This is a genomic window from Rugosibacter aromaticivorans, assembly GCF_000934545.1.
GTDB lineage: Bacteria > Pseudomonadota > Gammaproteobacteria > Burkholderiales > Rhodocyclaceae > Rugosibacter > Rugosibacter aromaticivorans.
Map to the genome: position 1 here is coordinate 2748215 of NZ_CP010554.1, position 18412 is coordinate 2766626.

Annotated in this window: 15 protein-coding genes; 4 read left to right on the forward strand and 11 right to left on the reverse strand. The window is 56.1% G+C overall.

All coding sequences use genetic code 11. From position 1 onward, the window contains the following. Positions 1-8: 8 nt before the first annotated feature. The 5 genes from PG1C_RS13600 to PG1C_RS13620 all read right to left on the reverse strand — a co-directional run bounded on the left by PG1C_RS13600 (position 9) and on the right by PG1C_RS13620 (position 8982). Positions 9-3140, reverse strand: coding sequence for a multidrug efflux RND transporter permease subunit (locus tag PG1C_RS13600; RefSeq protein ID WP_202635263.1), 3132 nt, complete (start codon positions 3138-3140; stop codon positions 9-11). Between the two features lie 23 nt (positions 3141-3163). Further along, positions 3164-6259 carry an MdtB/MuxB family multidrug efflux RND transporter permease subunit gene (locus tag PG1C_RS13605; RefSeq protein WP_202635264.1) on the reverse strand — a complete coding sequence of 1032 codons (3096 nt, stop codon included), beginning with the start codon at positions 6257-6259 and terminating at the stop codon, positions 3164-3166. After that, on the reverse strand, positions 6256-7521 hold the full coding sequence (locus tag PG1C_RS13610; protein ID WP_202635265.1) for an MdtA/MuxA family multidrug efflux RND transporter periplasmic adaptor subunit: 1266 nt from the start codon (positions 7519-7521) through the stop codon (positions 6256-6258). The genes PG1C_RS13605 and PG1C_RS13610 overlap by 4 nt, the downstream gene beginning before the upstream one ends. A 65-nt stretch (positions 7522-7586) precedes the next feature. Further along, entirely contained in the window at positions 7587-7769 is a 183-nt protein-coding gene (locus PG1C_RS13615) for a hypothetical protein (RefSeq protein WP_202635266.1), read from the reverse strand. Positions 7770-7869: 100 nt separating this feature from the next. Then, positions 7870-8982 (reverse strand): alpha/beta hydrolase family protein, encoded by a 1113-nt coding sequence (locus tag PG1C_RS13620; RefSeq protein ID WP_202635267.1) that lies wholly within the window; start codon positions 8980-8982, stop codon positions 7870-7872. Positions 8983-9565: 583 nt separating this feature from the next. Between PG1C_RS13620 and PG1C_RS13625 the strand changes: the two genes are divergently transcribed. From PG1C_RS13625 to alaS, 4 genes are all read left to right on the forward strand, one after another. After that, positions 9566-9946: a hypothetical protein gene (locus PG1C_RS13625; RefSeq protein ID WP_202635268.1), complete on the forward strand. Its 381-nt coding sequence runs from the start codon at positions 9566-9568 to the stop codon at positions 9944-9946. Between the two features lie 21 nt (positions 9947-9967). Then, positions 9968-10498 carry a glycine zipper family protein gene (locus tag PG1C_RS13630; RefSeq protein WP_237218209.1) on the forward strand — a complete coding sequence of 177 codons (531 nt, stop codon included), beginning with the start codon at positions 9968-9970 and terminating at the stop codon, positions 10496-10498. 484 nt (positions 10499-10982) lie between these two features. Further along, on the forward strand, positions 10983-11354 hold the full coding sequence (locus PG1C_RS13635; RefSeq protein ID WP_202635269.1) for a hypothetical protein: 372 nt from the start codon (positions 10983-10985) through the stop codon (positions 11352-11354). Between the two features lie 96 nt (positions 11355-11450). After that, positions 11451-14081, forward strand: a complete 2631-nt coding sequence (gene alaS / locus PG1C_RS13640; protein ID WP_202635270.1) for an alanine--tRNA ligase — start codon at positions 11451-11453, stop codon at positions 14079-14081. Between the two features lie 107 nt (positions 14082-14188). Here the strand turns inward: alaS and PG1C_RS13645 are convergent, their stop codons facing one another. Genes PG1C_RS13645 through PG1C_RS13670 form a run of 6 tightly spaced genes read right to left on the reverse strand, consistent with a single transcriptional unit; the run spans position 14189 to position 18110 of the window. Then, positions 14189-15028 (reverse strand): cupin domain-containing protein, encoded by an 840-nt coding sequence (locus tag PG1C_RS13645; RefSeq protein ID WP_202635271.1) that lies wholly within the window; start codon positions 15026-15028, stop codon positions 14189-14191. Next, positions 15018-15734 (reverse strand): sigma-70 family RNA polymerase sigma factor, encoded by a 717-nt coding sequence (locus tag PG1C_RS13650; RefSeq protein WP_202635272.1) that lies wholly within the window; start codon positions 15732-15734, stop codon positions 15018-15020. Before PG1C_RS13650 ends, PG1C_RS13645 begins: the two co-directional genes overlap by 11 nt. Positions 15735-15764: 30 nt before the next feature. After that, positions 15765-16136 carry a c-type cytochrome gene (locus tag PG1C_RS13655; RefSeq protein WP_202635273.1) on the reverse strand — a complete coding sequence of 124 codons (372 nt, stop codon included), beginning with the start codon at positions 16134-16136 and terminating at the stop codon, positions 15765-15767. Next, complete coding sequence (locus PG1C_RS13660) at positions 16133-16723, reverse strand: ferritin-like domain-containing protein (RefSeq protein ID WP_202635274.1); 591 nt, start codon at positions 16721-16723, stop codon at positions 16133-16135. The genes PG1C_RS13655 and PG1C_RS13660 overlap by 4 nt, the downstream gene beginning before the upstream one ends. Before the next feature lie 29 nt (positions 16724-16752). Further along, complete coding sequence (locus PG1C_RS13665) at positions 16753-17199, reverse strand: group I truncated hemoglobin (protein ID WP_202635275.1); 447 nt, start codon at positions 17197-17199, stop codon at positions 16753-16755. A 14-nt stretch (positions 17200-17213) separates the two neighbouring features. Next, the gene (locus PG1C_RS13670; protein ID WP_202635276.1) at positions 17214-18110 is read right to left on the reverse strand and encodes a DUF3034 family protein; all 897 of its coding nucleotides are present in this window, start codon (positions 18108-18110) and stop codon (positions 17214-17216) included. Positions 18111-18412: the final 302 nt, after the last annotated feature.

Below are 18412 nucleotides of genomic sequence, written 5' to 3' on the forward strand. Positions count from 1 at the left end.
CCATGGTTTTATGACAGCACAGATGGTTCCGCTGGCGCGATAGGATGCGATTTTTTCCTGGACTTTCCCCACCAGATTCGGAACCGGTCGAGATAGAGGTAGACCACTGGCGTTGTGTACAGGGTCAGCAGTTGGCTGAGGATCAGGCCACCCACAATGGATATGCCCAGTGGGCGGCGCAGTTCGGCGCCGTCGGAAAAACCGATGGCCAGCGGCACAGCACCCAGCAAGGCAGCCATGGTAGTCATCATGATCGGACGGAAGCGCAGCAGACAGGCCTGATGAATGGCGTCGCGCGGGTTGAGTCCTTCGCTTCGCTCGACAGCGATGGCGAAGTCGACCATCATGATGGCGTTTTTCTTGACAATACCGATCAGCAGGATGACGCCAATCAGCGCGATCACGCTGAACTCGGTATCGGTAGCAAGCAGGGCCAGCAAGGCGCCGACACCGGCCGAAGGCAGTGTCGAGAGGATGGTCAGCGGATGCATCAGGCTCTCGTAGAGGATGCCGAGAACGAGATAGACCGCGATCAGAGCGGTGAGAATAAGGAGGGGCTGACTCGAGAGCGAATCCTGGAAGGCCTTGGCCGAGCCCTGAAAGTTGCCATGCACAGAGACTGGAACGCCGATGCGCTGTATGGCCTGATCGATTGCCCTGGTTGCATCGAACAACGAAACGCCGAGCGGCAGATTGAATGAAATGGTCGAAGCAACGAACTGTCCCTGATGATTAACAGCAAGCGACGTCGCCGTGGGCTCATAGTGCGCGAACGCCGTCAGCGGCACCTGTGCGGCCGAGCCGTTGGTACTGGGTACGATGACATAAACGTCCTTCAAGGTTTCCGGGCTCTGTCCATATTGCGGCGCAGCTTCCATGACGACCCGGTACTGATTGAGCGGGTTGTAAATGGTCGATACCTGGCGCTGGCCAAACCAGTCATTGAGTGTGGTATCGATCATTTTCTGATTGATGCCGAGCCGTGTTGCTGCGTCCCGATCGACCACCAGCGAGGTTTGCAGGCCCTTGCTCTGAGAGTCCGTGTTGACATCGATCAACTGCGGCAGCCTGCTCAGCGCGGCACGAATGCGCGGTTCCCAGGTACGCAGTTCGCCGATATCGTCGGCCTGAATCGTGTATTGGTATTGCGCGTTGCTGGTGCGGCCGCCGACGCGGATGTCCTGTTGCGCCTGCAGGAACAGGCTGGCACCGGGTTCATGGGCGAGCTTGCCGCGCAAACGGGCGATAACCTGATCGGCCGACAGTTTGCGCTCGGCGATCGGCTTGAGCGAAATGAACATGCGCGCGCTATTGAGTTGGCCACCACCGGTAAAGCCCACCACGCTGTCGACGGCCGGGTCCTGGCGCACAACCTCGACAAAATCGGCAAGCTTGTTGCGCATGGCCTGGAAGGAAATGCTCTGATCGGCCTGGATCATGCCGCCGAGGCGGCCGACATCCTGTTGCGGGAAAAAGCCTTTAGGCGCGATGATGTAAAGATAGATGTTGAAGCCCACTGTGACCAGCAACATCAGCATGGTGATGAGGCTGTGCGCAAGAGCCCAGTCGAGCGTCCGCCGATAGCCATTCAGCATTGCGGTGAACGCACGCTCGCTGACGTCATGGAACCTGCCGTGTTTGCCTTTTGCTTTTTCATCAGCATGCGAATGCAGCAAGAGGGCGCACATCATTGGTGTCGTGGTCAGCGACATCACCAGCGAGACCAGGATGGCAGCAGACAACGTGACCGCGAACTCGCGGAACAGTCGGCCGACGATGCCGCCCATCAACAGGATGGGAATGAACACCGCGATCAGCGAGAGGCTCATCGAGATCACGGTGAACATCACCTCGCGGGAGCCCTGTAACGCCGCCTGCAATGGCGATATGCCTTTTTCGATATGCCGCGAAATGTTTTCCAGCACCACCACGGCGTCATCGACAACAAAGCCGGTGGCAACTGTCAATGCCATCAACGACAGATTGTTGAGGCTGAATCCAGCCAGATACATCACGCCGCAAGTGCCGACCAGCGATACCGGTACGGCGACACTGGGAATCAACGCAGCGCGGGCGTTTCGCAGAAAAAGAAACACCACCAGCACGACAAGTCCGGTCGATATGGCCAGCGTACGCTCTACTTCGCGCAGGGAGGCGCGGATGGTGGGCGTTCGCTCCATCACCACATTGAGGTCGATGGCGCTCGGAATCGAGCCACGTAACTGCGGTAACAAGGCATTGACGCGATTTACCGTCTCGATGATATTGGCACCAGGCTGACGATTGAGAATCAGCATGACCGCCGGCCTGCCATTGGCGAGACCGGCATTGCGCAGGTCCTGTTCGGAATCCACGACATTGGCGACATCGCCGAGGCGGACCGCAGAGCCATTGCGGTAGGCAACAATGATCGGGATATATTCCGCCGCTTTCTTGGCCTGGTCGTTGGCAAGAATCTGCCAGTGACGATCACCGTCTTCCAGTATGCCCTTGGGCCGGTTGGCATTGGTTGTCGTGATGGCGTTGCGTACATCTTCCACACCGATGCCGAGTCGGTTGAGCGCGGGTGGATTGAGCTCCACGCGCACCGCCGGCAGCGAACTGCCACCGACCTCGACTTGACCGATCCCCTCAAGCTGCGAAATTTTCTGGGCAAGTATGGTCGACGCCGAGTCATACATCTGCGCGCGCGTCATCGATTCCGAGGTGAGGGACAGGATCATGATCGGCGCATCAGCCGGGTTCACCTTGCGATAGGTCGGATTGCCGGGCATGCCTGTCGGTAACAACGCCCGGGCCGCATTCAGGGCTGCCTGCACATCGCGCGCAGCGCCGTCAATATCGCGATTAAGATCGAACTGCAACGTGATGCGGGTATTGCCAAGCGAACTGCTCGACGTGAGTTCCGTCACTCCGGCGATCACACCGAGCGAACGCTCCAGCGGTGTCGCCACGGTCGTTGCCATCGTTTCCGGACTCGCACCCGGTAGCGAGGCCTGCACCGAGATGGTGGGGAAATCGATCTGTGGCAGCGGCGACACAGGCAGCAGAGTGAAAGACACCACGCCTGCCAGCGCGATACCGAACATCAGCAGCGTGGTCGCTACCGGGCGTGATATGAAAATGGCGGAGATGTTCATAGCCGGTTGTCGTCGCAGACCATTTATGTTGATCTGGCGGCGGTGTGACGCCACGCTTCGACGCGACGCGCAATACGATCAAAAGCAAGATAGATCACTGGTGTGGTGAACAAGGTCAGCACTTGACTGACCAGAAGACCGCCAACCATGGTGATGCCGAGCGGGTGGCGCAACTCGGAACCGACACCGGTACCCAGCATCAACGGCAGTGCACCGAGCAGCGCCGACAGCGTGGTCATTAAGATAGGCCGAAAGCGCAGCAGGCAGGCCTCAAAGATCGCATCACGTGGCGACTTGCCCTGCTCGCGCTCGGCTTCGAGAGCGAAGTCAATCATCATGATGGCGTTCTTCTTGACGATGCCGATCAACAGGATGATGCCAATGATGCCAACAATGCCCAGATCGGTACCCGATACCAGCAAGGCCAGCAATGCGCCGACACCGGCTGAAGGTAGCGTCGACAGGATTGTGATCGGATGAATGTAGCTTTCATAGAGCACACCGAGCACGATGTACATGGTGACGATGGCGGCAAGGATCAGCAGTAGCGTATTGTCGAGTGAGGACTGAAAGGCAAGCGCGGCACCCTGAAAGCCGGTTTGCACGCTGGCCGGCAGGCCAAGTTCCCGCTCGGCGGCATGGATTGCAACTACCGCATCGCCGAGCGAATTGCCAGGCGCCAGATTGAAGGAAATCGTCGTCGCCGGAAACTGTGCAATGTGATTGATGGCAAGTTGCGCCGGTTTTTCGGTGACGCGGGCGATTGATGACAGCGGCACCTGATTGCCGCTGGCGGAGATGATGTAGATGCCGTTCAAGGCCTCCAGTCCCTTTTGAAAGTCGGGCTTCACCTCAAGGACAACACGATAGAGATTGGACTGGGTGAAGATAGTAGATATCAGACGCTGACCGAAGGCGTTGTAAAGCGCATTGTCGATAGCTGCCGGTGTAATGCCGAGACGGCCGGCGCTGTCTCGATCAAATTCGATATAGGCCTGCAAGCCGCTGTTCTGCATATCGCTGGCGACATCGACGATTTGCGGTAACTGCTGCAGCCGCTCGACCAGCTTGGTCACCCAGACTGCCAGTTCTTCGGGATCGGCATCCTGAACGCTGTATTGATACTGGGTACGGCTGACGCGATCTTCAATGGTCAAATCCTGCACCGGCTGCATATACATTGAGATGCCGCTTACCTGTGTAAGCTGACTCTGAAGGCGACGAATAATGCTGCTGGCGTCGCTGTCACGGTCCGCTTTGGGTTTCAGATTGATCAGCATACGGCCGCTGTTCAAGGTGGTATTGGTACCGTCGACGCCAATGAACGAGGAGATACTGGCAACTGCGGGATCCTTGAGTACCATATCAGCCAGCGCCTGCTGACGTTCCGCCATTGCCGCAAACGAGATGGACTGCGGCCCTTCGGTAATGCCTTGTATTACGCCGGTATCCTGCACCGGGAAAAATCCTTTGGGAATGAAGATATAAAGCAGCACAGTGAGAGCGAGTGTACCGATAGCAACCAGCAGAGTAAGGCGCTGGCGGTCGAGCACCCAGTTCAGCATGGCGCCATAGCGCCCGATGATCCTGTCGAAGAATTCACCTGTGACTCGATAGAAGTGGCTTTGCTCAGCTTCCGGGGTGTGGCGCAACAGGCGAGCACACATCATCGGTGTCAGCGTTAGCGAAACGGCAGCGGAGATGAGGATAGACACAGCGAGAGTTATTGCAAACTCGCGGAACAGACGACCAACGACATCGCCCATGAACAACAGCGGAATCAGTACCGCGATCAGCGAAAACGTCAACGAGATGATGGTGAAGCCGATTTGCTGCGCACCCTTGAGCGCTGCTTTCAGCGGGGGATCACCTTCTTCGACATAACGCGAAATGTTTTCGATCATCACGATGGCGTCGTCGACGACAAAACCGGTGGCGATGGTCAAAGCCATCAGCGTGAGGTTATTGATGCTGAGTCCGGCCAGGTACATGACGCCAAAAGTACCCACTAATGACAGCGGCACAGCGACGCTGGGGATGATGGTTGCCGGGATATTGCGCAGGAAAACGAAGATCACCATCACCACCAGCACCACTGACAGCAGCAGTTCGAGCTGGACGTCATGCACCGAGGCACGAATAGTGGTGGTACGGTCGGTTAGCAGGTTCACGGAAACTGCGCCGGGCAGCGAAGCCTGTAACTGCGGCAGCATCTTCTTGATACGATCCACGGTTTCGATCACGTTGGCGCCCGGCTGGCGTTGTATGTTCAGAATGATCGCCGGTGTCTGATTGGCCCATGCCGCGAGATGGATATTTTCTGCGCTGTCAATGACGTCGGCAATGTCGATGAGACGAACCGGTGCGCCATTGCGATAGGCGATGACCAGATTGCGGTATTCGTCAGCCGATTTCAACTGATCATTGGCGTCGATCGTGGATGCGCGCGCCGGGCCGTCGAAACTGCCCTTCGCCATATTGACATTGGCATTGCCAACCGCTGTGCGCACGTCATCCAGATTAAGGCCATGGGACGCGAGCACTTTCGGGTTGACCTGAATTCGTACGGCCGGGCGCTGACCGCCACCGGTACTGACCAGGCCGACGCCGGGAAGCTGCGAGAGTTTTTGCGCCAGACGCGTATCAACTAAATCTTCCATCTTGGGCAGTGGCAAAGTCGCCGATGTCACCGCCAGCGTGATGATCGGCGCGTCAGCGGGATTCACCTTGCTGTAGATCGGCGGCATCGGTAGATCGTTGGGCAGGAAGGAGCTGGATGCGTTGATGGCGGCCTGCACTTCCTGCTCGGCAACGTCGAGACTCAAGGCGAGGCTAAATTGCAAGGTGATAACTGCAGCACCACCGGAACTAACTGACGACATCTGTTTGAGGCCCGGCATTTGACCGAACTGGTGTTCCAGTGGTGCCGTAATCGACGACGTCATGACGTCGGGGCTGGCCCCCGGGTAGAGCGTCGTGACCTGGATGGTGGGGTAGTCGACCTCGGGTAGCGCGGAGATCGGCAAGATTCGATATGCCACCAAACCCGCCATCAAAATAGCGACCATCAACAACGATGTTGCCACCGGCCGCAGGATAAAGATGCGGGAAGGATTCATTGCGCTGGTGCCTTGTTGTCCTCCTGACCAGATGGCTCACGATGTTTGCCGTGATGACCACCCGGATAAGCATCTGCATTGGGATCGCCAGGATGTAGCCTCTGACGGCTATGGTTGCGTGTTGCCGGACTCGATACGTCAACCTTGGCACCTTCGCGCAGCTTGTCTGCACCGTCGGTTACCACTTGTTCCCCCAGTGCCAGTCCTTTTTCAATTGCCACGGTGTCGGCAAAAGTCGGCCCTGGTGTGACGGCGCGGATCGTCACTGCCTGATCTGTGCCAACAACGTAAACAAAAGTACCCGGTGTGCCGCGTTGAATTGCTGCGGCTGGTATCAGAATGGCGTTGTGCCGGGTTTCAATGCGCAGACGGACATTGACGAACTGGTTGGGGAATAGCTTGTTGTCGCTATTGGTGAATTCTGCCTTGAGTTTCACCGTACCCGTTGTCGCATCAATCTGGTTGTCCGCCATCAGCAGCTTGCCTGTCGCCAATTTGTTCTTGCCATCGCGATCAAAGGCTTCAACGACCAATGATTCTCCGGCGCTGAGGCGGGGGAGAACAGCCGGGATATTGTCTGCAGGAATCGCAAAAATTACGAATATCGGCTGGATTTGGGTAATCACCACTAAACCATTTGTGTCGGCACCATGGATCATATTGCCAACGTCAATCTGGCGCAGCCCGAGACGACCAGTAATCGGCGCTGTGATGCGGGTGAAGCCAAGTTGCAGTTTGGCGTTATCTACTTGCGCACGATCTGTCAGTACGGTGCCCTCATACTGACGTACCAGGGATTCCTGGGCATCTACCTGCTGTTTGGCAATCGAGTCTTTCGCCAGCAAGCCCGTGTATCGTTCGTAGTCGATCTTGGCATTGGCGAGCAAGGCTTGATCGCGGACAAGCTGGCCATTGACTTGATTAAGCTGAATCTGGAAGGGACGAGGGTCGATTTCGGCCAGCACACTCCCTACCTTGACTAACTGGCCATCTTGAAAATTAATGCGCACTAACTGGCCATCGACACGCGCTTTGACAGTTGCAGTATTGAGTGCGGTGACCGTGCCCAACGCATTGATCATCACATCAATATCGCCGCTGCGTACCGTGGCAGCCGTTACCGGCATTGGTCGCCCTGCGCCATCCATGCCGCGATGCCCATTTTTTTCCCCCTGCGTCTTGTCGATAAAAAAATGGAACATCGCGCCTGTGCTGACGATGATGAGAATCCCGACGGTGATCCAGAGTTTTTTATTTCTCATGCAGATTCATACTCTGATAAAAAGATTTCATGACTTTTACAGTCCGGCTAGTGTAGCTAGTGTGGCTAATGTGGCGTCTGTGGCTTCTTTCGTGTTAACCATAGCTGAATGATGCCGGCAACTATTGCGACCATGGCCGCTTGATTGATATCGTTGGATTGAATGCCATCTCCGAACCAGACATCGGACAATAGCGAGCCGACGAAAACGCCAACAGTGGCACAGATAATTTGCGTCGTGCGATTCACGTGGTAACTTCCTTTTCAATGACCTGTTGATAACAGCCTACCTGCTCGACAGCGGCGTGTCTCGTGCGTCCGCGCTGCGTCTGGAGCAAAGGTATGTGCACTACCTGATCTTTATCCCTCCCTTTTTTCCTAACCAGCGCGGCGCATCTTTTCCCAGCCATTCACGAGCCATGGGATCGTTTTTTACAAAAGCATCGAGGAAGGCAACCATGACGCCTTGTATGGCTACTCCGCTCATGGCCTGCGATGTGGGCGACAGATAAACGCCGCTTGCCATATCGCCTCCGCCTGGAGTGCCCGTCGAGTCACTATCTCCGTTACTTTTGTGGTGAGTGCCGTGATGCCCCTTACCCTTGCCTTGTGAATTTCCATCCCCGCCGTGCCCGCCTTTCTCTGCAAATGACTTCTTTTCATTGTCGTCTGGTTTTGCCTTGTTGCCACTCATCATCGAGTGAGGAATGTCTGACATCGTCAGCAAGTATTTATCTCCGCTGGGCATGTACTCAAATGGCGCCTGCCGCAGTGATGGCGAATTGACCACGCCGAGTGAATCCGAGTCATCATTACTGGTCACCGACAACACCGGCACACGGATAGCGCTATAACGCTCTGTGAAAGCCATTCCGGAAAAACTGGCATAGGGGCTGAGCGCGATCACAGCGCTAATGGGCATTGGCAGCGCCGGTTTCACGAAACCTCGCATAGTTTCACCTGCGATAACCATAGCGGCGTAGGCACCGAGATCGTAACCCGCAATAGCGATGTGAGAGGTATCAATACGGTCTGGCACCTCTTTCGAGGCTAAGCGACGTAATAACTCATCCATTACCTGGCGCAACACATTCAACCGTTTGGTCATGCTGTTTGCGGAATACCGATCGCGAGCCAATGCGGCGAAATCACCTGACCGTGCTTGAGCAGAGGACCAGGCCGCGGCATCCTCTTCAAGCGGCTGAACCACAAGAACGGCATAACCACCCTGAGCCCACGCGGTGCGCCAGACCTCCCCGGCAGAACGGCTTTCGCCCAAGCCAGGCAGATAAATCACCAAGGGAAAGCTACCCTGCTTTGCAGGCAGCGTTAGCGCGACATCAAAATTGCTATCAGCTATCGCCCAGGTAGCGAAGGTTGTCGCAATACTGTAGTGATCATCGGTGAGATAACCCTGCCCGGCAAACTGTTTGACTTTATTAGCATCAGGCTTGGGTTGCACTGGTTTTGATGCGCATCCCGTCAACACCGCCAGAGCGAGTGCAGTTGTCCCCAAGTGCCGTAACAGGAAACGACTGGAAGTGTGTGTATTGTCAGGTGATCGTGAGCGCATGGAGTCCTGGTCTTATTGGGATATTGGTCTGAATTCTTCGGATATAGCACCGGCAGCTTCACCAGGAGGATTGGCATTCACATAATCGTTATCCAGCTCCATGGCCGGCAGAAAAAGTGATGGCCTACTGAGCATAAGGCTTGCGTCAACAACGACTGTGGAAAGTGGTGATGGACGATACGAGAGGCTGAACACGGAGTTGACTGCTTGAGTGAGGAAACGGCCTCAATTTAGCCCGTCCAGAGCACGAGGAGTATTTCCGCGCAGAGGCAATTTGTAACGTCTTGTAACATCTCCTGAGGTCACGGGAACCTGCAAGCCCTTTGCACGCCAGGCATTCAATCAACAGGGCGTGCACTCACAAAAGGTTACAAAGTATCTTATTCACGAAACACTAATGATGTGACTTGGTGCTTCAATGAGAACCATGAAATGAGGCATTGCGAGATGCCTTTATGAATGGAGAACACCAATGAAATCGCTAAAACTTTTATTTGTAATGGCTGCCCTGGGCCTTGCGTCGATTGGCAGCGCGTGGGCGGACCGGGGACATGGTAGCCATGACTGGGGACATGGCCAGGGTTGGGGTCATGGCTATTTTGGCATCGCGATTGATCCTTGGGCGCCTTGGTATTACCCGCCCATTTACTATCCACCTGCCTATTACCCGCAAACTGTGGTGATACAGCCATCGCCGTCTGTTTATATCGAACAGCCTGATCCAGCGCCTGCTCCTGCGGAGCAGGCCAACTACTGGTATTACTGCGGCAAATCTAAAACCTATTATCCGTATGTGAAGGCATGTCCCTCAGGTTGGCAGAGAGTTACGCCACAGCCACCTCCGCCGCAGTAAAGAAGCAAAGGAGAATCTGAAATGGATTTGCGTTCAAATGTCACTACCCTCTGCAGCTTAGTATTGCTGGCTGCCTGCACGTCTCTTCCCACGGGTCCGAGCACCATGGCCCTGCCTGGCAGCAAGAAGAATTTCGAGCAATTCAGGAGAGATGATGCCGATTGCCGCAGTTATGCCTTAGCGCAAGTGGGCGGGGCTAGCGCGAATCAGGCGGCCGATGATGCCGCACTGAAAAGCGCCGCAGTGGGCGCTGTCGTAGGCGCTGTTGCCGGTGCTGCAATCGGTGGTCACGAAGGCGCCGGCATAGGTGCCGGCGCGGGGGTGCTCATGGGCAGCGTGGCGGGCACCGATGCGGCCCAAAGGTCGGCCTATGGCACGCAGCAGCAATACGATAATGCCTACACCCAATGCATGTATGCGCAAGGAGAGCGGGTAGCGGTGCCCGCTGAATTCGTCGGCAAAGGCCCGCAATCACCGGGATATATAAACCCGCAGCCATCGGCGCCACCACCCGGTTATTACCCGCCGCCGCCCAGCCCTAACCCACGTTGATTGAGAAAAATTATGACGATCACGAAATTGACGCTGGCAGATGAAATCACGGTCTTCATGACCAAAAAATTGGCTGGTGGTGGGTGTTTGGTATTTCTACCCGACTCGGCCAGCGCCGACTGAGCCACAAACCTATGGTCCATCACCAAACATCATGAGATGCCCCGGACTATTACAAACAAGCGCCATTTAATTTTCATCCTGTTTTAGTTTCCCCCTCCAGTCCGCACAGGACTGGTTTAACCCGATACCTCGGTATCGGGTTTTTTTTATGCAAAAAGCCGGTGCTGGTGAGACGCCGCGTAGCAAGTACCCTTGGGGTGCGCCGCGCAGCAATTCCTCTTCGGGGACGACATATCCGGAATAAATGTAAAGCCGACATATACCTGCTTACATTTCTGTTGTTACCTGTCAGTGTGTTGCTGCGTTAATTGACGCATGGGCTTATCCCATACACATCGTTATTTCATACAAGGAGCAAAAAATGAAACACACTGCAAGTCTTATCGTCACCGCCCTTACCCTGTCTGTTGCCTTACCCGTGCTGGCGCAAACCAGTACGCCCCACATCGATCAGCGGCAGCAGAATCAGCAACAGCGCATCGAGCAAGGTGTGCAATCCGGATCCCTCACACCCAGGGAAGCGGCGCATCTTGAAAAGGGTCAGGCGCATGTGCGAACCATGGAAAGCAAAGCCAAGGCCGACAGTAAAGTCACGCCGCATGAACGCAAACGGCTAGCGCATGCCGAGAATGTGCAGAGTCGTCACATCTACCGCGAAAAACATGACCGGCAGCATGGCTCCAATCACGACGGCATGAAGGATCATATGCAGCAGCATCCACATCGCCGTTAATCAAACGCTGCCGCCGACAAAAGCCCGCCCTTTGGGCGGGCTTTTTTTTGCTGTGCTCGCGTAAAATCAACATTTTGCCTCTTTGCCCCCACCGCCATGAAAGCCGCCGAAATCCGCCAGAAATTTCTCGATTTCTTTGCCTCCAAAGGGCATCAGATCGTCGCTTCCAGCTCGCTGGTGCCGCATGAAGACCCGACGCTGTTGTTCACCAATGCCGGGATGAACCAGTTCAAGGATGTTTTTCTCGGTTTCGACAAGCGCCCCTATAACCGCGCCACCACATCGCAAAAATGCGTGCGTGCCGGTGGCAAACACAATGATCTGGAAAATGTCGGTTACACCGCGCGGCATCACACCTTTTTCGAGATGCTGGGCAATTTCAGCTTCGGCGATTATTTCAAGCACGACGCAATTCACTACGCGTGGGAGCTGCTCACCGAAGTCTTCAAACTACCTAAAGACAAACTCTGGGTCACGGTCTACGCCGAGGACGATGAAGCCTACGATCTGTGGACAAAAACCATCGGCGTGCCGCCCGAGCGCGTGGTGCGCATTGGCGATAACAAAGGTGCGCGTTATGCCTCGGACAATTTCTGGATGATGGGTGACACCGGCCCCTGCGGCCCGTGTACCGAAATTTTTTATGATCACGGTGCGGACATTCCCGGCGGCCCGCCCGGCTCAATCGACGAAGACGGCGACCGCTACATCGAAATCTGGAACAACGTGTTCATGCAGTTCAACCGCGAGAAAGTGGGTGACGAGTATGTGATGCACCCGCTGCCCAAGCCATCGGTGGATACCGGCATGGGACTGGAGCGCATCGCGGCCGTATTGCAACACGTGCACAGCAATTACGAGATCGACCTGTTCCAGAATCTGATCAAGGCCGCGGCGCGCGAGGCAAACTGCGCTGACATGGACAGCCCATCGCTCAAGGTGCTGGCCGACCACATTCGTGCGACGTCCTTTCTCATCGCCGATGGCGTGATTCCAGGCAACGAAGGGCGCGGCTATGTTCTGCGCCGCATCATCCGCCGCGCGATTCGCCACGGCTACAAACTGGGCGTGCGCGCTGCGTTCTTCCACCAGATGGTGCCTGACCTGGTTGCCGAAATGGGCGAAGCCTACCCGGAACTCAAGGCTGGGCAAGCGCGCATCATGGCCCTGCTGCGCCAGGAAGAAGAACGTTTCTTCGCTACCATCGAACATGGCATGGCGATTCTGGAAAGCGAACTGGCCAACATGCAGCAGAGCAATACCGTCGTGTTCAACGGCGAAACAGCGTTCAAGCTGCACGACACTTACGGCTTTCCGCTCGACTTGACCGCCGACATCTGCCGCGAACGCGGTGTCACGGTCGATGCCGCTGCATTTGATGTGGCAATGAAGCGGCAGAAGGCGCAGGCGCGCGCGGCAGGCAAGTTCACCATGGCAGCGCAGGTCGACTATGCCGGTGCGGCGACGGATTTTCAGGGTTACGCAACGTTAGAGACGCAGGCAACCGTGCTGGCGCTATACAAGGACGGCGCGGCAGTTGAAGAATTGCCCGAAGGCGCGCTGGGCGTGGTCGTGCTTGATCGCACCCCGTTCTACGCCGAATCCGGCGGCCAGGCGGGCGACCGTGGCGAACTGCTCGGCGGCGGGGCGATTTTCGGCGTCGAGGATACGCAAAAGATTCAGGCCGACGTCTTCGGCCATCACGGCATCGTTACCACCGGCACGCTAAAAGTCGGCGCTGGTGTGACGGCGAACGTGGATACACTAGCGCGTGCGCGCACCGCACGCCATCACTCGGCGACCCACCTCATGCACCATGCGCTGCGCGAAATGTTCGGCAGCCATGTGCAACAAAAAGGATCGCAAGTCGACGCCGAAAAAATACGCTTTGACTTCGCCCACACGCAGCCCTTGAGCAACGCCGAAATTGCGCGTATCGAGCAGCGGGTTAATGCAGAGATTCTCGCCAATGCCGCGACGCAGGCGTGCGTCCTGCCGCTGGAAGAAGCGAAAAAATCCGGTGCCATGATGCTGTTCGGCGAAAAATACGGTGATGAAGTCCGCGTGCTGGATATCGGCAGCAGCCGTGAGCTGTGCGGTGGCACGCATGTCGCGCGCACCGGCGACATCGGCCTGTTCAAAATCACGCTGGAAACTGGCGTCGCCGCCGGCGTGCGCCGCATCGAGGCAGTGTGTGGCGATGTGGCACTGGCGCAGGTGCAGGCCGGTCAATTCCTGCTCGAAACCGTAGCCGCTGAAATCAAGGCACCGCTGCCGGAAGTGGTCGAACGTGTAGCGCAGATGTTGAAAAACATCAAGTTGTTGGAAAAAGAAGTCGCGCGTCTCACCTCGAAACTTGCCGCACAGCAGAGCGACGATCTCGCCGCGCAAGCCATCGAAGTAAATGGCACCCGCGTGTTAGCGGCCAAGTTGGATCTTGCAGACGCCAATGCGCTACGCGAAACCTTGGATAAGCTGAAAGACAAACTCAAATCCGCAGTGATTCTTCTCGCCGCCGTGAGCGATGGCAAAGTAAGCCTGATTGCCGGTGTGACGCCCGACCTGACAGCCCGCTTCAAAGCCGGAGAATTGGTGAACTTCGTTGCCGCTCAAGTGGGCGGCAAGGGGGGCGGCCGTGCCGATATGGCACAAGCGGGTGGCACGGATGCAACCGCTTTGCCGGCAGCGCTTGCGTCGGTTAAAACGTGGGTCGAGGGTAAGTCATGAAACGAAGATGTCTTGCTTCAAATGCGTCAGAAGCAGCTGCACACTTCAGCATTCGTACCCGCTGTATTTAATATCCAACCAACCCTGAATCTAGACAAGGCAATGCATCAGAATTTCGCTGTGCTATGCACGAAGAACAGGGCGCCATTATCACTTTCAATGAGGCTGTGACTGCTACCTGCAGGGGCAAGGTGATAATCACCCGCATGCAGCAGGATGTCGCCGAAGAAAACGTCGCCATCGATCATCATGTACTCTTTATCCTGGTCATGATCGTCTCCAGGCACACGTGTTCCAGGCGCCATGCGGATAAGGCGCGAATAGCAGCCGCCATCGTGGCGAAGAACATGCTGCTGAACTCCCGTCGCGATCTCTGTCCACGTGCCCTCCTCCACATGCCGAGTCACCGGTGGCGTGCCACGATGTGGCAGTAAGCCACCCAAGAGTTCAACCATGGCCCAGTGGCTGCCAAGCGACACGCCGCGCAGAAAGATAATGCCTCCCTGTGGCGATGTAATACGCTCATGACGACTGCCTTGCCGCGACAGGTGGTAGTCGCCGCGGGTCAGCGTCTGCTCACCCAGACAAAAAGCACCATCGAGCACGATGCCTTCCTCGGCCCAGCGATGGCGATGCACGGGCAGACTAGCACCAGCTGACAGCCGTATCAGCACGGAGTTACCGTTCGGGCTACGGTGCAACAGTTTTATCGCGACGCCCGCCTTGATCCTGCTCCATTCGCCTTGCGCGGCACGGTGGACTCGCAAGGCCATATGCCGTGCGGCGCTGTCGTTGATGCGCGCACTCAGACGCTGACGCAGCACTTGCTGCCGCGCTGGCGGCGGTGCGATGGGATCAAGCAATGTGGCAAGTGTATCCATTAGTTTGACATAGTTGCCATCGCCGGTCTCTTCGCCAGGTGAGGGTGGGAATTGGTCAGACTTCATAGGGCACCGCCTTGTTCTGTAATTCGGGTTCAAGCACCTGCCGCAAACGCTCTAACGCCCTGCGCAAATGAGATTTCACGGTGCCAAGCGGCAGAGAAGTATGCGTCGATATTTCCGCATGCGTCAAGCCGCGAAAAAAAGCCAGCGCCACTAACTGGCGGGGCAAAGGCTCCAGATCGGCCAGCGCGCAGTGCACACGTTGCTCACGTTGCGTAGCGGCAAGAAGATCCTGAGGTTCGCTGTTGTAAGTTGAATCGTCGTCGACTGCATCTGTCAACGCTGTCATGTCGGCTTCCAACTGAACTGGCGGCACGCGACGCAACGCATCCAGCGCACGGCTACGGGCAATGGTTAACACCCAGGCGACGGTGGTACCGCGCTGGGGATCGAATCGCGGCGCTTGCCGCCACACCTGCCAGAATACGTCTTCCGCCACTTCTTCAGCCAGCGGTATATTCCTGGTTATACGCAGTGCAAGGCCATACACGCGGCTGATTAACAACTCATAGAGTGCCTCTAGTGCGGCCTCGTCCTGATTAACGATACGATAGACAAGGCCGCACAGGTTTGAATCCTCAACATGGCCGTGAGGAACTACTCCTAAACCCGGCGCAAGAAAAGAATCGACACCTGCATTGCAGCCAGTCTCGCCAGACTCACTGAAAGAAGGGAGCATCAACTCATCGGATGAGGCGTCATCAACCATGTGCTCCCCTACGGTCAGCGGTTCAACTGCTCAGCGCGTATTTACACCAGACTCACGTTGCAAGTATGCAATCAGGTCAGCCCGGTCGGACGCATCCGGCACGCTATAGCCCATGCGCTGTCCAGGCAGCAACTGTTCCGGGTTGTCCAACCAAGTATCCAAGTTTTTTTCATTCCAGACGATTGTCGCATACTGCAAAGCCGGTGAATAAGCGTAGCCGGAGACGCTACCCGCGCGACGCCCGAAGACACCGCGATGCATTGGCCCGACACGGTTGGCGTCCAAACTGTGGCAAGCGGAGCAACGCTGCGCATAGAGCAGCTGACCATGCGCCCCGTCGCCTGCCAATACTGGCCCAGCGGCCAGTATGGCGAGCACTAGGAGCGATCTCAGCACGATCATGCGCCGAAAGATAATGCAGCAGATGGCAGTGGCTTGCCCATGGCATGGGCAAGAATCGACCAGTGCATCGTCTCGTCGGCGGCCAGGCGCGCAGCAACTTTGGCCAGGTTTTTATCCTCAAATGAAGGGATAACACCCAGATAGGCATTAGCGGCACCAAGTTCCAACGTGGCGGCAAGGCCTAGCACATCCGCCTGCGACTTGAGGCCGTTAGCGTCCAGCGCCTTGGCATAGTCGCCATTCGCTTGCGAGGTAACTGGCGTGCCACCAAGCTTTTCAATAGTGGCAATCAGGGCATCGCGGTGGCCCTTGTGATGACTTTGGAAAAGAACAGCGACATCCAGCACGCCCTTGTCGAGCAGGCCGCTTTCAGCGCCGACCTGATAGGCGGCGATCGCTTCGTGCTCCAGCCCCAATGCAACATTGAGGAGGGCGATATCACCCTTCGGGTTGGCCTTCGCACGTGCCAGCGAAGCATTCCCAGCAAGCACGCCAACAGCCGCTGCGGATAACACAAGTCCGCTCTTGCCAAGAAAATCGCGACGATTCGGTTGTACAAGTTTCTGCATTTTTGTTTCGATCAACATGGATAGCTCCTTAATGGAAGTGGGTGGAATTAGCGAGTAATGATGTCGCGATGCATAGGCGCAAGTTTCGCCAGCAATTTGTTCTGCGTATCGAAGGAAACTTGATGCTTGTCCATGGCTTTTTGCAAAGCCTCAACCAGCGCGTTGAACTGCGCCTTGTCAATATTCAGCGAGGCGTGGATAGGCTTCATCTGCGCACCAGCATATTTGCAGGGACCACCCAGGATTTCGCAGAACTGCTCGACAAGTTGCGCCTTGATGCGCGCCTGATCAAATTTTTCGAAAGAAGTACGGGTGCGTGGGTCAGCCAGCAGGTTGATCATGAAGTCGTCCACAATGTTTACCAGACCCTCCTTCTTGCCGAATTCAAAATAGAGCTGATCATTGGTGTAAGGCTGGGTATAGTCCGTGCCGACAGCGGCGTAGACGTTGAATGAAAAGACAGTACTTAGCAGTACCAAAGTAATTTTTTTCATGGCGCGGTCCCTGATTAGAAGCCAATCTGCACGGAGGCATAGGCACCCCGTTGTTTTTTGATGGTGGCAATGTCGCCAAGGTCAGCGTAAGCCATCGTCAGCGACACATTTTTGGTCGGTGCCCAGGCGACAAATACATCAAACCAGTCGTCCTCGTGCGCGAAGCTCAGGTTGTCCGGTTTAGTACGGTATTCGGCACCGATGGCCACGCTCTTGTTCACGAGCCAGGCTGCCGACACCTCAGTCTGCGCCCTGTAACCGTTGGACTTGTCACCGCCGAAGCCGAGAATGCCCATCTGGTTGGCCTTGGTCATGCGCACGGTGCCATTCAGCAGCAAATTGTGGTCAAGTATCAGCTTCGTAGCCGTCACGTAATAGTCAGTCCCTTCGTCGTCTTTCGCACCCAGCGCCCGCACTAGAGCACCACGGTTATTCTGCTTATGCTGCAAGCCGACAGAAATCTGCGGCATCCGGTTGTCTTGTTCAAGAACGCCGTCACCCGCCACGCGCACCTTGATGCCATAGACATCCTGCGTAAAAATGAAACCTTGCCCGATACCGAGCTTAGCCCCCGCAGCCAGCGTATCGAAGCGCTGTTTTGCATAGGAAAGCTCAACCCGGTCATGGATACCGACCAGTGCGCCCCAGGTATTGAGGCGGAAATCGCCCGTCTTGACCACGGTGGCGAAGGTATTGCCGCCGATTTGGTCGTCCGTGCCATAACCGCCGATAAACGCCCAGGGCGTCAGTCCACCGCCCGCTGCGCCTTCCACTTGGCTCACACCGCCGGTCAGCAGCAGTTTGTCGCCCGTATCAGCCATGGCTGATACGGATGAACCCGTTGCTACAGCCGTCAAGCCGATGACCAACAGCGACTGACCAACCTTTTTTGCCCATCTATTTTTGCGCATTTTTTTCTCCGTCAAGGATGCTTCCAAGGAGCATCATTTTTGTATACGCAGAAGTTATCGGTTTGGATGCACAGGACGAAACCGGAACAGTCGAAAGCAATGACACCTGATGGCGCTTGTTGTCCGCACTCTGGCAATTGATGTGGCCAAAAGGCTGCGCTCGAACTTGCCACTTATGTGATGACCTACTCGAGTGTGGCAATTCAATCCGAAGCAATAACGTGTCGCAACATGACACACTTGCAACACCTCAACTTCACCGTCTTACCAGCGCCGACTGTTCACAGCGCAAATGACAACGC

Coding starts and splice junctions, on each gene's coding strand:
- PG1C_RS13635 (WP_202635269.1), top strand. CDS start 10,983: ATGAAACACACTGCAAGTCTTATCGTCACCGCCCTTACCCTGTCTGTT.
- PG1C_RS13655 (WP_202635273.1), bottom strand. CDS start 16,136: ATGATCGTGCTGAGATCGCTCCTAGTGCTCGCCATACTGGCCGCTGGG.
- PG1C_RS13605 (WP_202635264.1), bottom strand. CDS start 6,259: ATGAATCCTTCCCGCATCTTTATCCTGCGGCCGGTGGCAACATCGTTG.
- PG1C_RS13625 (WP_202635268.1), top strand. CDS start 9,566: ATGAAATCGCTAAAACTTTTATTTGTAATGGCTGCCCTGGGCCTTGCG.
- PG1C_RS13645 (WP_202635271.1), bottom strand. CDS start 15,028: ATGAAGTCTGACCAATTCCCACCCTCACCTGGCGAAGAGACCGGCGAT.
- PG1C_RS13650 (WP_202635272.1), bottom strand. CDS start 15,734: ATGGTTGATGACGCCTCATCCGATGAGTTGATGCTCCCTTCTTTCAGT.
- PG1C_RS13600 (WP_202635263.1), bottom strand. CDS start 3,140: ATGAACATCTCCGCCATTTTCATATCACGCCCGGTAGCGACCACGCTG.
- PG1C_RS13630 (WP_237218209.1), top strand. CDS start 9,968: ATGGATTTGCGTTCAAATGTCACTACCCTCTGCAGCTTAGTATTGCTG.
- PG1C_RS13660 (WP_202635274.1), bottom strand. CDS start 16,723: ATGTTGATCGAAACAAAAATGCAGAAACTTGTACAACCGAATCGTCGC.
- PG1C_RS13670 (WP_202635276.1), bottom strand. CDS start 18,110: ATGCGCAAAAATAGATGGGCAAAAAAGGTTGGTCAGTCGCTGTTGGTC.
- alaS (WP_202635270.1), top strand. CDS start 11,451: ATGAAAGCCGCCGAAATCCGCCAGAAATTTCTCGATTTCTTTGCCTCC.
- PG1C_RS13665 (WP_202635275.1), bottom strand. CDS start 17,199: ATGAAAAAAATTACTTTGGTACTGCTAAGTACTGTCTTTTCATTCAAC.
- PG1C_RS13610 (WP_202635265.1), bottom strand. CDS start 7,521: ATGAGAAATAAAAAACTCTGGATCACCGTCGGGATTCTCATCATCGTC.